Source organism: Coprococcus sp. ART55/1, from assembly GCF_000210595.1.
In the GTDB taxonomy this organism is placed as follows: Bacteria; Bacillota; Clostridia; order Lachnospirales; family Lachnospiraceae; genus Coprococcus; species Coprococcus aceti.
Genome location: NC_021018.1, coordinates 1,964,900 through 1,979,378 on the forward strand (window position 1 = coordinate 1,964,900; position 14,479 = coordinate 1,979,378).

The following is a 14,479-nucleotide window of genomic DNA, read 5'->3' on the forward strand; positions in this document are numbered from 1 at the left end:
ACCGTTCATTCCTTGCCGATAACGGCATATCTTACATTACTCATATATAGGTTCAAAGTCGTCTGCTCCGTGTCCACACAGAGGACATACATAATCTGCCGGGAGCTCACTTCCCTCATATACATAGTTACATATCTTGCAGCGCCATCCCACTATCTTCTTATCTGTCTTAGGAGGCTTGTCTGCCTTTGGCTTTACATGCGCCTGATAATCAGCATATGTGAGAGGAGCCTTGTCTGACAGCATCTTCGCATCAACCACCTCCGCGATGAACAACGTGTGTGTTCCAAGGTCATGACGCTCAACCACCCTGCCACTGATGACCGCGCAGGCATACCAGCCCATGTATGGGATTCCGTTGATATCCTCCGGCATCTTTATTCCTTCGAATTTGTCCACGTCTCTTCCCGACTGGAAACCGAAGTGCTTTATCGAGTCAAATGTACACTGCTCGTCAAGTACACTAAGGGCAAACACACCACTCTCCTTGAGCAGATCACATGTGTAATTCGTGTTGAGAACCGATATCGCAACCCGCGTTGGATTGTTCGCCACCTGTATACAGGTGTTGATGATGCAGCCATTTGCCTTGTCGCCCAGCTTTGTGGACAACATGAAAATCCCGTATGATAAACTGTAGATCGCCTTTTTATCCATGATAATAACCTCCTTGTTAATCATAATTAATCAGTTATATAGATTTATTCTCAATAAGATATTTCTATAATACCACATTATCATGCAAAAAGCTCCCCCTGTTTATCACAGGGAGAGCCTTTATTTAGTGAATAAATCTATCTCTCAACAGATATTATGTCATTTATGCCGTTGTCTGATTCCTGATAAAATACTTTTATTTTATCCCCGCTCTGTATAAATATCAGTTCCTCGTTCTCTGAGAAATCCTGCTTGTATACATTGCCATTTTCATCCGTGATATACACATATGTCGTCTCATCCATGTTGATATATTTGATATCAGCTACCGTGATCTGTCTGTTTGGTATATCGTCCGTCATGCTCTGCGTACTCTTAAGTCCGTTCTCTGCCAGCAGCTTGTTGTACGCCGCAAGTGCGTCCTTCTGGGTAGTGCCTGTAGCTACAATATTGTACTTCTCCACATCGACAAGCGCATACATCTTTACCAGGCCACCGTTGTCCTTTAAGACCATGATGTAGGTTGGTATTCCGCTGATATTGATGAGTGATGGGAAGGATGCCTTATAACCAAGATGCTGTACCTGCCCCTCTGCCGATGACATGGCTGAGTATTCCTCTGCACCTGCCACCTTATAATATTTGCTCTCTCCTGTCCGGAGATTCATCAGAGCAAATCCTATGTTGGACTCGTCACCATTTACCGATGTGACACCTGTATATACCCACACATCGCCGTCCATAACCTTGTAACCATAATCATCCGTAGTCCTCTTGCAGCCCTTATTGCCAAATACGCTGTTCCAGTAGCCGCCTGAGAGTTCGCCGTACCAGTCGTATTTCTGGCACACCAGGTCGCCATCATATACACGGTCCACCCAGTGTGGAACATCACTGACTTCATGATACTCTGTATCGCCCGTACACGGATCGCATATAACCACGCCCTTTACATCCTTTGCACCGAAGAGTCCTGCATGCGACTCAAGAACCGGACAGATGTAATATGGATTGCCATCGTCATTGAGCTCCAGATAGAAACCTTCAAATATATATGTCGGATAAGCCATCTGGACATGTCTGTACAGGTTCTTGTTGAAATACGCTGAAGGTGAATACACTATAGGCTTTTCAGTCTGTATATAGTGTGCCTCATTCTTTACCGGATCGACAAGAACATAACCCGGGATTCCGTTCTTCCTGTTGTTCATATATTTGATGAAGCCCGCATAGTTGAGTGCTGCGACCTTCATCGGCGCGCCATTGTAATCTATAGTGCTGTAATTTCCGCTGACCTCATACTGGCTGACCACATCCGAGAGTGAACCGACGGCTCTCTCACCTATGATCCTCGCTGTGCTTGTATCCATCAGCGCAATGTCATTTATCTGCCTGCTCTCAGGGATATCTGTCTGAAAATCTCCATCCTCTATATTGATGAGGCTTGCGTACTTTGATGCACAAAACAGTTTGGATGACGCTGCCACCATGATAAGTCCGACCGCTATCATTATTACTATTATCCATGCCACCGGCTTTGTCGCCTTCGTTGCGACACTTCTGGTATCATTACTCTCCACCGTAAAATCAAGCGTACAAAAGCCAACAAGCGCTGCTGAAATGATAAGCCATACCCAGAAACTTGTACTCTGTATGTTAATCGCCGGCGTTGCCGCATAATAATATATGAGCTCTCCCACAACAAACACTGCAAATGCTATCGCATTCCATTTGCCGAGCCTTCCCGGGGCTTTTGCAAATATCTCCTTTGCCGCTCCTGTGCTTTTCTTTTTCTTTGTCTGTTTACCCATGTTGCCCTTCTTTCCGGCTTACCACGGTCTGATTTTTCACTGCATATACTTACCGGATCGTGTCTGCCATTAATCTATCTACTCCATATGTCTGCCCCATATATTATCATCTATTCCGATAAAAATATATATCTATCCGGTATATGTTATGCCTCGTATCGTTCTGCCAGTGAACGATTGTATATATGTGTTCTCCTGTGCTTTTTGTTATCCTTTTGCCTTCTCTATCCACTTCACAGCCTTCGCCAGCCTCTTCCCGGAATCGGCAAAATGTCCACCTGGATTTATCTCATATATAACATCATTGTCTTTTTTGAGAAGTTCGCAAATCTCCTTTGTTCGATCCGCCACAGTTGCCATCAGCCTGTCTGACGTTCTCGATTCCTTGCCGCCGAGGCTGATGTATATACGTTTATTCGCAAGTGTTGGCTGGCTGTTTACATATTCCACAAATCCCGGATACCACATTGAACCTGAACATGTGGCACACCCGGCAAATATATCAGTCTGGTACATTGCCCAAAGTGCAAAAAGCCCGGCAAGCGAATATCCCATGATATAAAGAGGTCTGTTCGCCTGGCTTTGAATATCCAACTGCGGTACGACCTGCTGTTCTATATAATCCAGTGTCCGTCCTGCCTCTCCGGCAAATGATCCATCGACCTCATCCGATCTCCACGGTGAGAGATACCTGTTCCAGTCATCTATCTGTATCGCAACAAGTGTAAACTGTTCTTCTCCCACCAGTTCTCTGATAGAATCCGCTGTGTGCTCCAGTTCATCTCCCCTGTGTGGGTACATGACCCAGAGGATGATCGGACCATTTCCCGAAGATATAAGTGTGTGTACCTGCATGTTTTTCATCTCCTATAGTGTGTCGGCTATCTTCTGGACTTCCTCCACTGATATGTTCAGTTTCTTCGCTATCTCTTCTATAGGAACCTTCACATCCAAATATGCCCTCACTGCACCCTTTAATTCTCCTCGCGCCTCGCCTATAGATATTCCTCTTTCTTCTCCTCTGGCTTCCGCCCTATCAAGTACTTCACACATATTTTTTAAACCTCCTTTATTTCCGTTAGCCTGCGCCTGTTCAAATCTTTCGTCCCGCGTCAATACGCTCATGAGCTTTAACACCTCGTCAACATGTTTTATAGTCTCTTTGGATGGTATGTAATCTTTGTTGATCCGCATTTGCACAAAATAATCGGCAACAATCCTAAAGTCACTTTTAAACATTTTCACCTGCTCCGGTGTAAGATAAGCTATCTCAAAAATGTTTATTTTATAGTCACTGACATATGTTTTCCATTCATCCGTTATATCAAGAATATCGTAGAGAGACCGCCCCTTTATCCATCTTTTTTGTCCGAAATAAAGCACAATTGTAACAACCGGGTATATTTCTCCACCCTTTACCAACAATTGCCTTTTATATGCAGCACCATCATATGCTATAACACGGAGAGCCTCCTTTGAATCTACATCCGTCTGATGTTCAAATCCAATAAACGCTATATGTACATTCTTACCCTTTAGAACCTTTGATACATCGCGCTCTTCCTGATGGATCTCACCATCTGTTTTATACTGGCTTTTATCCTTTATGCTCTCCAGCATATTCTCATCAACAATTGTTTTTCCACCGAACAACAATACATTTACTATATCTGCAAATACATCATTATAATCTGCCAGTATCTTTTCTGTTATATCCTTTTCTCCCATACAAACCTTCCTCCTCTTGTTTCTATGAAAAGTAAAGAAACCAATAGAGGATAGTTGCATGAATTTATAGCCATATTTTTTATAATTATACTATAGCAAAACCTGAGCGGCAACACACCTCTACCGTCTCCATATTAATTTGAATTATTTTGTGATAATCGCAGTGAAGTACTGCAAAGATCAATTTCGGAATTACACATAACATGATAAACCCATTTCAAATGAACGTTTATTGGAACTGCAAAAATCAGCTACACAAAAATAAAATTTCACAAGATATAATGATCATCTGTGGGTAATCAACTTGCTCACGGATGATTTTTATTTATACGGCGGTTTTTCATAGTTGACTTATTGCGGAATCTGTATTATATATTATAATACAGATAATACAAGAAGGAGGGCCACCACATGATCATAGAGCTTGACATGAGCAGTGACACACCCATATACGTACAGCTGCGCAATCAGATAGTAAAGGGAATCGGCAAAGGCGAGATACAGCCAGGCGAAAAGCTTCCCACTGTAAGACAGCTTGCGGCGGATGCCGGCGTGAACACAATGACTGTGAATAAGACATACCAGATACTAAAAAATGAGGGATATATCAGAACTGACAGAAGGCTTGGAGCATTTGTATCAGAAAATATCAATATGGACGCCGAGTTCCGTGACAAGCTGGAGTCAGAGTTGGAACTTCTGTCCGCCGAGGCAAGCATAACCGGAATGAACCGGGATGATTTCCTCAAGTTGTGCGATGAAGTATATTCCAAAATGAAGTCTTCTCCAATCCAAATATCCACTTAAATTACTAGAAAGGAGCAACATATGAGCATAGCATTATTTATCATATTCCTGTTTATGAACTTCTTCATACTGCTCATAATGAAGTTCGTATATACAAGTAATTATTCGTATACCGAAGGAATGCTCCTGGGTGTCCACATTCCAAAGGAACACATTGAAGACGAAACCGTCCTGAATATTGTTGCTGCCGCCAGACGTAAGATGAACCGGATTATCTGGATAAATCTCATCCTTGGAACAGCCCTGTGCTTTGTCGTATTCTGGGAGATCATTATATTCATACTGGCATACACTGTCTGGATGATCGCATTCTGTTTCTGGATAACATATGCAAACAACTCTGCGCACAGGAAAATGTATGCCCTAAAGATGAAAAATGATTGGGTGGTCCCTGATCAAAGAAGAAAACGTTACATTGATACAAATGTGTCAACCCAGATCGGCAAAAGTGAGATCAGTTTCAATTATCATGGAATAATAATCCTTGTAGAGCTCATTTGCCTAGTGCCATTTGTGATAGGGAAAAGTGCGGTCATATCAACCACAATGATAATAATGGGACTCTGCTCCGTCCTGATGTCACTTACATCCATGATATTCCACATATATGTAAACCGGCACGAGCGAACTGTGTACAGCTCGGATACCCAGCTCAACCAGACCGTCAACAGAACCATGAAGATATACAAGGGACTAGCAATGCTGATTCTTTCGGCAACAAATGCTGTCGCATGGGTATATATCACTATTGACACCCTGATTCATTGCATATCATCAGCCAGTAAGTCCCGGCAAATTTCGCTTTCTGATATCCTAAATTTCAAGGGTGCGCTTGTAGATGTCTCACTGTGCAGCTCCGCACTCTATGTCTATATATTTGTCCAGACTCTTGCTGCCATCGGATTGTTTGCACCTCTCCTCATGGCACAAAGCAGAAAACGTGAACTCTTGGCCGCCGACACCCAGCCTCTCTACGTGGATGACGACGAATACTGGAAAACCGGATATTACTACAATCCTTCCGACCCGCATGTGCTGGTTCAGAACAGATTGCAAAGTGGAAATTATACATTTAACTATGCCACCAGGAGCGCAAAGATTTTTACAGGACTTACATATATCCTTATCACCGCCTGCATTGTCTGGACGATAGGCGTGCTTGTGCCATTCATAAACGTGCATATTGACACTCATCTTGACTCCAACAAACTCACAGTGTCTGCTGCCATATACTCATCGGAGATATATTTTGATGACATCGAGGAGGTTCAGCTTCTGAATGAACTGCCAGACGATGATTTTGTTCGCACAAACGGAGGTGCCACCGATGAATACCTGATCGGCCATTTCAAGAGCAGCACCTACGGCAAATGTGAGCTGTATGTATACGCAGACAGTTATCCCATCATCATGATAAAGACAAGGGATGAAGTGATATTTATGAACACCAAGGATTCTGATGATACTTATTCTATCTTCGAATCCATACATTCATGAGATAACGCCAAAACAGGCACAATAGATAAGACCATCATGCATTTTAACACTAAATACATGATGGTCTTTTGATCTGTTCACACATAGCCATTCCGTCTATGCTATCATTTTCTTAAGAAATGCTCCCTGTTAGGATACTCCTGCCTGAACGCCGCCAGTGCGGCACTCTGAAGTATGGCAAATTCCTTGTCCATGTGCAGCATGTGCGGCGCGTCAAATGCTATGGAGCTTATCTGATCTGCGATCTTCTTCGCCACGCCCTCATCCGAGAGCTGCCCCATACCAAATGCTATGGATGTGAAACCTCTGCCGCCTCTGCTCACCTCGATGAACTTGAGAAACGCATTCTTGAGTTCATATAGCAATATCTCCTGTTCCTCGACACTTCTTCTGTCTGCGTCGAACAGGCAGAGCTTGCTTATAATCTCCACAGCCTGTTTCTTTTTCTGACCTCCGATGTCAACAGAACCGCCCTCCGATATGTATTTGAGCTCCATAAGGCAACCCACAAATGCATCATTCTTCGGCTTTCTCTTGCCATATCTCGCCGTCCACAATCTCTGACGGAAGACAGTAGACGAACCGGCGCTGTCACCATCCATATCCGTGCTGTTATTTTCCAGCAGTTCAAGTCTCTTATCTGCATCCGTCTCTCCGTAAAATTCTTCTATCCAGCTATTTTCCATATGCATCCTTCCCGAATATATAATTGGATCTGTATCTCTACATCAATTCTTGATAATTTTTCCAGACAGATCTTCTCCAATTATATATGCTTTTAATTCACGATTGTTTACTCATGTATCAGTTTGTAACTTTAGTCAGCTATTTTAGTTCATTATTTCAGGCTCTTATTTTAACGCTCCTGTACTTATCTGAGCAGGAAATCATCCACGCTGTCAACATCGACCTTCCAGTAAGGCGACACGTAATATTTGCCCTCGTCAAGATTATGACCATCAAGGCTGTTTCCCTTGAAGAGATCAACTGCCAACCGCGCTATCTCTCCCGCCTGGGCCTCCTTGTCATTGTAAACTGTTCCCTGCATGTTTCCCTGCTTTATCGCCTGGAGAGCATCATCAAGTCCGTCTATTCCAAAGATCACAGGCCATTTGTCCCGGCTTATACTTGAGTTATCGTACGCCTCAACTGCGCCCAGTGCCATCTCATCATTGTTGGATATGACAAGCTCTATCTGACTGCCATACTGACTTATAAGCTGAGTCATTCTGTTCTCCGCCTGACCTCTGTTCCAGTCTGCAAACTGATAACTGAGCTTCTCAAGATCCACTCCCTTATCCATGATGGTCTTCACCGAACAGTCGGTTCTGCTTATGGCATCCTGATGTCCGGCCTCCCCCTCCAGAAGAACATACTGTATCTTGCCATCACCGTTGCGATCCACTTCGCTGTGCTTCTTTATATAATTTGCCGCAATCTCACCCTGCATATCACCGGATTCTTTTGCGTCACAGCCAACATAGTAGAGCTTTTCCCACTGCATCAGGTCATCACGCACCGGCTCTCTGTTGAAAAAGATCACTGGTATATTACTCTGCCTTGCTGACTTGATAATATTTGCCGGTGCGGTTCTGTCTACAAGATTTACACACAGCACATCGCAGCCTGCATCTATCATCTCATCAACTATCTCATCCTGCTCACGCTGATCATTATCACCACTTCTCACCGATACTATCACATTCATGTTTATGGTCTCCATAGTCTTAAGCTGAGATTTCACCTTTTCAATCATGGCATTTATGAATGGATCATCTGCTGTATAAGTGACCACCCCGACTCTCATGGTTTTGTTTGATTTTTTATTGCTGCTGCCGCAGCCCATAAGCGAGACTATCATCGCAGCTGCCAGCAAAAGCACATATATTTTTCTTCGTTTCTGTCTACTCATATGAATATAAAAACCTCTCTACATCATCGGAGAACAAATCGTCACTGTATATTATCTTTATGCCCTCCTCCCGACTCTTCATCGTATACAATCTGCTGTTCAGACCCTTTACTACCTCTGTCACACTGGCATAGCCAACACCGTATCCATCCGGAATAACAAGGCACTTTATCTTGCCCGCATCAAGCAGCGCCACAGATTTTACGCTGGTCCCCATTCCATATATCTGGGCGCCATTGTACATACCGTTATCCGCATTCTCTCCTATCTCATCGATCGCATATGTGTCCATCACAACCATGTAGTCCACCTTTCCCAGAATATCCACAATGTCACATATGTTCTGATTGCCACATCGGCTGTACACCCAGCTCACCTCGCATCCGGTTCCTTCTATCGCATCCATAAGTCCTGCTTTTCCGCTCACACTTCCCTCTGTCTGGGAATATCCGGTTATAATGCCTATGCTTTTGCCACGGAGTCCGTCCGCATCATTTGCCCTGATCTGTTCTCCAAGGGTATATCCTATCTTGTAGTTATCAGGTTTTATCGTGACAAATCCCGAGGCGCCATCTTCACTGTATGCATCCTGGGTTATAAGTACAAATGGTACATCGCCAAGCTGTCCCAGCATATCCGATGTATCCTCGCCCGGTGCAGGACAAATTATGAATGCATCTACATCATTTTCAAGCTGTTCATCTATGAGCTCCTTCTCATCCTGGGCTGACTCGATATCATCGGTGTTGCATATGATAAGATGGACATCATTGACATTTGCTGATTGTTTTAGTCCATTTATAAGTCCATCCCACCTCTTATCACCGGAATTTGAAAGTATGACCGCTACTCTTTTCTGAGGCACATTTTCCCGGAATATCTGATGTATAAAGAATCCGGCTATAACCACCAGAAACAGCTCCGCGATCAGGAATGTTATCTTACTCTTCTTCATCTGTCGCCATCCCCCTTCCAAAATCCTGCCTCTCAAGTCTCTCTCTGTTCTCCTCCGTGTAAGGAATGGCTGGAATGTGAATGACAACCTTTGTTCCCTCGTCCGGCTCACTGTAAACCTTTAATCCATATTCGCTGCCAAACATCAGCTTTATCCTGGAGTGAACATTGATAACACCCACTCCGGAGCCATGCTTTGGCACCTTATTGTTGTCCACAAGGATGTTCCGGGCAATATCCTCCGACATACCCATACCATTATCCTCAACTGAAATGTATATGTCGTCGCCCTTCTTCTCACCGCGGACAGTTATCTTGCCGCCATCGTCCTCATCCATGTTGCCCACACCATAGTATATTGCATTTTCCAGGATCGGCTGCACGATAAGTTTAACTGTACAATAGTCATTTATCTCTTCGTCTATGATAAATTCTGTAGCAAATCTTTCTTTATATCTTACCTTCTGTATGTTCATGTAACTCGTGCTGTGCTGGATCTCGTCCGCTATCCTTATGACAGTTCTGCCCTTTGACAGACTTATCCTCAGCAGCTTTGCAAGCTCAGATATCATAAATACTGCATCTGTATTTCTGTTCGCCTCCACCATCCATGTTATGGACTCCAGTGTATTATACAGGAAATGCGGATTGATCTGACTCTGGAGCGCATCCATCTCACTCTTTCTCCGCTCATTCTGCTGTCTGATTATCTCCTGCATCAGAATCTCTATCTGCTCATAGGATTTCTTGACCGAATATCCCAGATGTCTTATCTCGGAAGATCCTCCAATATATATATCCGTGGTTCCACCTGTCTCATATGACTTTACTGATTCATTCAGCTTAAGTATAGGCTTTGAGATTTTCTTTGTTATGATCCTGTTCACCCACAAGAGCATCATAAGCAATATTACAACCGTAGTTATGATGTAATATCTGTACTGATTGATGCTGGCAGTCTGAACACTTTCCGGGACAACTCCTATGATCTTCCATCCAGTGTAGGCTATACTGCTGACAACAACATTTTCTGTGCCATCCGTCATCTTGATCTCATATGTACCGTCATCGTATACCGCTGCCTCTGTACTTTCCTCTGTGAAAAAGCCTCTGTCTATCTCTGCTCTTCGCGGATGGTATATGATATCTCCGTCACGGTTGCACAGATAATAATAAGTTTCACTTGAAGAATCATTGATCCTTGAAAGAGCCTCCTCGATCACGGAATACTTCATATCTATCAGAAGCACGCCGTTTACCGGCTTATCTCCATCATTGATATCAACAGAACGGCTGAGGGATATGACCCAATAATACCTATTGGCGCCATCTTGAAACAGATCTTGTATATGAGGTGTAGAAAAGTGCATATTCTCTATATCTTCAGATGCATTCTTGTACCATTCCTGTTCCTCGACATTAACCTTATCCTTCTGCACTGCAACCGGCTCCGCAGCAACAAGCTTCCCGGAATTGTCGTACAACGCCATACTCTGCACTTTGTCAACATTCACCTCATATAAAAGGCTGAACTGTCTGCTGAACTCCTGACTGGAGATGTCATATTCCTGGATAATGTTATAATTCACTCCATTAGATATCTGTCTAATGCCTGCCAGGTCTGTATCCACTTTATCCACAGTACTCTCTATCATGCTTTCTGCATTTGACACTGCAGTCTGCTTTATCGCAAGCTTGAATCTATTGTAAATAAGAAATCCCATAACAACAGTTGTGGTTATCGTCAGTCCTGTGAGCACCGCCATTATTATTGACTGTATGTCAAATCCTATAAATCTGCCATGATGAAACCAGCCTCGCAGCCTCGTGCGCAGAGAATATTTATTTTTCTGCATTTTGCCCTGAGCATCCTTTTTCTCTCTAATCTTCAAAACAATTCTACTCCCCTTATACTTTCTCTGCTCTACTTATTCCCCGTATGTTCAGTTCTGTACTTTGATGGCGACATTCCAAATCTCTTCTTGAACACATAGCTGAAATAATTTGCATCCTGATATCCCACCTGCTCTGCTATCTTATAGCTCTTCTCATTTGTCTCAAGTATGAGATTGGCTGCGTGATCCATCCTGTAATCCGTCAGATACGAGATAAATGACTTGCCTGTCTCCTTCTTGAACACTGATGAAAAATACGAATTGGACACACCAAGCTCTGAGCACACCGTATCCAGCGACAGATCGGGCTCCATATACCTGTCAACTACCATATTCTGGGCATCCGTTACCATTCTTCTGGACGTGTTATTTCTGGCATTTTTCAATTCCTCGCCGATCGCCATCGATGTGTCTATGAGCCATGCTGTGAGGGTAACTTCATCCATCTCAGGAACCTTCTCGTATGGGTTGCTGATCCCACCTGAAAAATTATCAAAATCTATAAAATTATTTGCGCAGAATCTGTAGAACGTTCCTACCATCTCCATGAGCGTCAGCTTGTACCTGTTCATGGTCTGTGCAGATCTGTGCAGCTTCTCTATCTCATCATGTACCGCTCCCTCAATGGCATCTCTTTTGCCAAGATATATTGACTTGATAAGTTCATGCATATTTGCATCTTCATACTGTACTGCGGCCTTCTGCTCCTTCGGTGCGATCTCAGCAATATTTATAGCCCTCTGGGTTCCGTATAAGACCCTGTATGATACCGCTTCCCTGGCACCCTCATATGAATTATTGATATTCAGGAGACTGTCACACACTCTGCCAATACCGGCAGTCACCACGGCACCCATGACTCGGTAAGCCCATCTGCAGAATCTGTCGCAGGCATCCGTCAGCTCTGCCATGGCATCCTCTGAGGCTATTTCGATGATGAGCACTGAGTTGCCCAGATATGTAAATACCTTGCATTTCCATGTATCAGCAATTCTGTCCTTGATCTGCTGTTCCACCGACATTGACAACAGAAGCGGATTCATTCCATCTGGAACGTGATGCTCCGATGTATGAAAAACCGCGCAGCAATAAAGCGGTCCCTTCATATCAATCTGGTATGCTGCAAGAAATTTCTCATAATCCGACTCGCTCACTCTGCCCTCTATCAGGGATACAAACAGATTTGTCTGAAGAACAGGCAGAGATGCATTGAAATAATTTGCAAGCTTTTCTACATTCAGTTTTTCCTCCCTCTCCTTGTCCAGAGAGTTCTTGACCCTCTTCAGACAGTCCGAGAGTTCTAAGGCATTTATAGGCTTGAGCATGTACTCCTCTATCTCAAGGTGCACCGCCTCCTTGGCATACTCAAACTCATCAAATCCTGTGAATATGATGATGTGTATATTCTGATAATCATTGTTGAGCCGTCTAGATAGCTCAAGACCGTCCATATACGGCATCTTGATGTCCGTTATGACCACATCCGGCTGCTGCTTCTCCACCAGTTCAAGAGCCTTCACACCATTGTTGGCACTTCCCACAACATCAAACCCAAGCATATCCCAGTGGATCTTTCTCTCTATAACATCTATAACCTCTTCCTCGTCATCGACAAGGATAACCTTGTATTTATCCATCTAACAGAAATCCTTTCTATATATCAAATGCCACCCGGTTCACCGGTCTTTTCCAGCAGTGTAATTATATCAAATACCGCAGAGAATATCTGTACTTTTATTATTATTTCTTCATCTATACCGTCAAGAAATTTTTCTCACCTGTCCGTGACTCGAAACCTTGCCTGTTTCCAGCTGAGGATCCAGCTTGTTTCCGGCTGAGGATCCAGCTTGTTTCCGGCTGAACATCTTGCCCTCCCGTAATCTGGAATATTTTCTCTATCTCCAACAAAATAGCTGCTGTAGGATAAAATTGTAACTCCCCCCCCCACATATAACCCTTGCAGGAAAATAGAGCGAAGGAAGCGGAACACTCGCCCAAGATTTTACAATATATAAATATCTCCACAGCACAGCCTTCTGTGCATGCGCCTGCCACTTTTATGCATGCCACCTAATCGATAGCTAGACGCGACTGATGATTTCTTCTCCTTCCACCACGAACAGCTGTATCTGCCCGGCTGCATGCATGGCTGCATTTATATACTGCGACATCGATAGTGAACACGACTGAGCTTCAGCGCTTTTTGCCACTGCGGAGGCCGCATTGCCCTTATCGCGGTCAAAGCAGTGTGCAGATAAAAGCAAGCTGAAGTGAGGGAAGGGGAACGTGATGCCACAGTATATAAATGCAGACATCATCAGCCGGGCAGATACAGCTTCCGTTAGCACAGCCGCACAGAAGGCTTCCGCCAATCCACATGCCTTGCGTCATGCGTGCACTTCGTGCACTTCACAAGGAATCCTCCCGCTTATGCGGGCCCCTCCTTATGAAAAAAACCGCTCAATCCATCCTGTAGACGATCCGAGCGGCTTTTTATATAAAGGTTTTGTGAGAGTTAAATTTGTTGTTCCTTACTTCTTCTGTACATACTTGAGACAGTCAAGAGTTACAGCGGCAAGGATGATGATACCTTCGAATATGAACTGAAGGTTTGTATCAATACCAAGAATGGTAAGTGAGTAGGTAAGTGATGTGAAGATAAGAACACCAGTTACAACACCGGAGATCTTACCGATACCACCTGTGAATGAAACACCACCAACAACGCAGGCTGCTATGGCGTCCATATCCCAGCCCTGTCCATAAGCTGCACTACCTGAACCAACCATTCTGTTACACTCAAGCCATGATCCGAATCCGTAAAGGATACCGGCAAGGATGAATGCGCCAAGTGTTACCTTGAAAACTGATATACCTGAAACTGCTGCTGCCTCTGGGTTTCCACCTACAGCGTACAGATTCTTACCAAATGTAGTCTTGTTCCAGATGAACCATACTACTACGATTGCAACTACTGCCCAAATGATAATAGTTGGGAAGTTTCCTATTGTTGGGATGAACATATTTGGTATTGCTGAATCAATAGCACCAAACGAAACACCCTTTGTCGCATATGTTACAAGTCCGAAGATGATCAGCATGTTCGCCATTGTTGAAATGAACGGATGCATCTTGTACTTCGCCATGAAGAAACCTGCAATACTTGAAAATACTGTTGTGAGGATAATACATGCAACAAGTGCAAATAGTGCTTTTCC

Annotated in this window: 12 protein-coding genes; 2 read left to right on the forward strand and 10 right to left on the reverse strand. The window is 43.8% G+C overall.

The features are described 5' to 3' along the window. Positions 1-36: 36 nt before the first annotated feature. The 4 genes from CCU_RS08940 to CCU_RS08955 form a co-directional block, all read right to left on the reverse strand. Entirely contained in the window at positions 37-657 is a 621-nt protein-coding gene (locus CCU_RS08940) for a flavin reductase (RefSeq protein WP_015534383.1), read from the reverse strand. Between the two features lie 137 nt (positions 658-794). Then, positions 795-2,468: a hypothetical protein gene (locus CCU_RS08945; protein ID WP_015534384.1), complete on the reverse strand. Its 1,674-nt coding sequence runs from the start codon at positions 2,466-2,468 to the stop codon at positions 795-797. Between the two features lie 207 nt (positions 2,469-2,675). After that, on the reverse strand, positions 2,676-3,323 hold the full coding sequence (locus tag CCU_RS08950) for an alpha/beta hydrolase-fold protein (protein WP_015534385.1): 648 nt from the start codon (positions 3,321-3,323) through the stop codon (positions 2,676-2,678). 12 nt (positions 3,324-3,335) lie between these two features. Continuing rightward, entirely contained in the window at positions 3,336-4,196 is an 861-nt protein-coding gene (locus CCU_RS08955) for an Rpn family recombination-promoting nuclease/putative transposase (protein ID WP_015534386.1), read from the reverse strand. Positions 4,197-4,607: 411 nt separating this feature from the next. On the opposite strand from CCU_RS08955, the gene CCU_RS08960 reads away from it, so the two are divergent. Together CCU_RS08960 and CCU_RS08965 are read left to right on the forward strand one after the other, a co-directional pair. Next, positions 4,608-5,003 carry a GntR family transcriptional regulator gene (locus CCU_RS08960; RefSeq protein ID WP_015534387.1) on the forward strand — a complete coding sequence of 132 codons (396 nt, stop codon included), beginning with the start codon at positions 4,608-4,610 and terminating at the stop codon, positions 5,001-5,003. A 21-nt stretch (positions 5,004-5,024) separates the two neighbouring features. After that, entirely contained in the window at positions 5,025-6,500 is a 1,476-nt protein-coding gene (locus CCU_RS08965) for a PH domain-containing protein (RefSeq protein ID WP_015534388.1), read from the forward strand. Positions 6,501-6,604: 104 nt separating this feature from the next. On the opposite strand, the gene CCU_RS08970 is transcribed toward CCU_RS08965, so the two are convergent. From CCU_RS08970 to CCU_RS08995, 6 genes are all read right to left on the reverse strand, one after another. Further along, positions 6,605-7,186, reverse strand: a complete 582-nt coding sequence (locus tag CCU_RS08970; protein ID WP_015534389.1) for a DUF6553 family protein — start codon at positions 7,184-7,186, stop codon at positions 6,605-6,607. 185 nt (positions 7,187-7,371) lie between these two features. Next, positions 7,372-8,412, reverse strand: a complete 1,041-nt coding sequence (locus CCU_RS08975; RefSeq protein ID WP_015534390.1) for a galactose ABC transporter substrate-binding protein — start codon at positions 8,410-8,412, stop codon at positions 7,372-7,374. Then, positions 8,405-9,367, reverse strand: coding sequence for a substrate-binding domain-containing protein (locus CCU_RS08980; protein WP_015534391.1), 963 nt, complete (start codon positions 9,365-9,367; stop codon positions 8,405-8,407). The genes CCU_RS08975 and CCU_RS08980 overlap by 8 nt, the downstream gene beginning before the upstream one ends. Further along, the gene (locus tag CCU_RS08985; protein ID WP_022217416.1) at positions 9,354-11,258 is read right to left on the reverse strand and encodes a cache domain-containing sensor histidine kinase; all 1,905 of its coding nucleotides are present in this window, start codon (positions 11,256-11,258) and stop codon (positions 9,354-9,356) included. The genes CCU_RS08980 and CCU_RS08985 overlap by 14 nt, the downstream gene beginning before the upstream one ends. Positions 11,259-11,290: 32 nt before the next feature. Then, positions 11,291-12,898: a response regulator gene (locus tag CCU_RS08990; protein WP_015534392.1), complete on the reverse strand. Its 1,608-nt coding sequence runs from the start codon at positions 12,896-12,898 to the stop codon at positions 11,291-11,293. Between the two features lie 894 nt (positions 12,899-13,792). After that, the coding region (locus CCU_RS08995) for an ABC transporter permease subunit (RefSeq protein ID WP_442852318.1) at positions 13,793-14,479 on the reverse strand (687 nt) is incomplete at its 5' end.

What these genes read in the sequence shown, in the direction of transcription:
- CCU_RS08940 (WP_015534383.1), bottom strand. Translation starts at nt 657, where the DNA reads ATGGATAAAAAGGCGATCTACAGTTTATCATACGGGATTTTCATGTTG.
- CCU_RS08945 (WP_015534384.1), bottom strand. Translation starts at nt 2,468, where the DNA reads ATGGGTAAACAGACAAAGAAAAAGAAAAGCACAGGAGCGGCAAAGGAG.
- CCU_RS08950 (WP_015534385.1), bottom strand. Translation starts at nt 3,323, where the DNA reads ATGCAGGTACACACACTTATATCTTCGGGAAATGGTCCGATCATCCTC.
- CCU_RS08955 (WP_015534386.1), bottom strand. Translation starts at nt 4,196, where the DNA reads ATGGGAGAAAAGGATATAACAGAAAAGATACTGGCAGATTATAATGAT.
- CCU_RS08960 (WP_015534387.1), top strand. Translation starts at nt 4,608, where the DNA reads ATGATCATAGAGCTTGACATGAGCAGTGACACACCCATATACGTACAG.
- CCU_RS08965 (WP_015534388.1), top strand. Translation starts at nt 5,025, where the DNA reads ATGAGCATAGCATTATTTATCATATTCCTGTTTATGAACTTCTTCATA.
- CCU_RS08970 (WP_015534389.1), bottom strand. Translation starts at nt 7,186, where the DNA reads ATGGAAAATAGCTGGATAGAAGAATTTTACGGAGAGACGGATGCAGAT.
- CCU_RS08975 (WP_015534390.1), bottom strand. Translation starts at nt 8,412, where the DNA reads ATGAGTAGACAGAAACGAAGAAAAATATATGTGCTTTTGCTGGCAGCT.
- CCU_RS08980 (WP_015534391.1), bottom strand. Translation starts at nt 9,367, where the DNA reads ATGAAGAAGAGTAAGATAACATTCCTGATCGCGGAGCTGTTTCTGGTG.
- CCU_RS08990 (WP_015534392.1), bottom strand. Translation starts at nt 12,898, where the DNA reads ATGGATAAATACAAGGTTATCCTTGTCGATGACGAGGAAGAGGTTATA.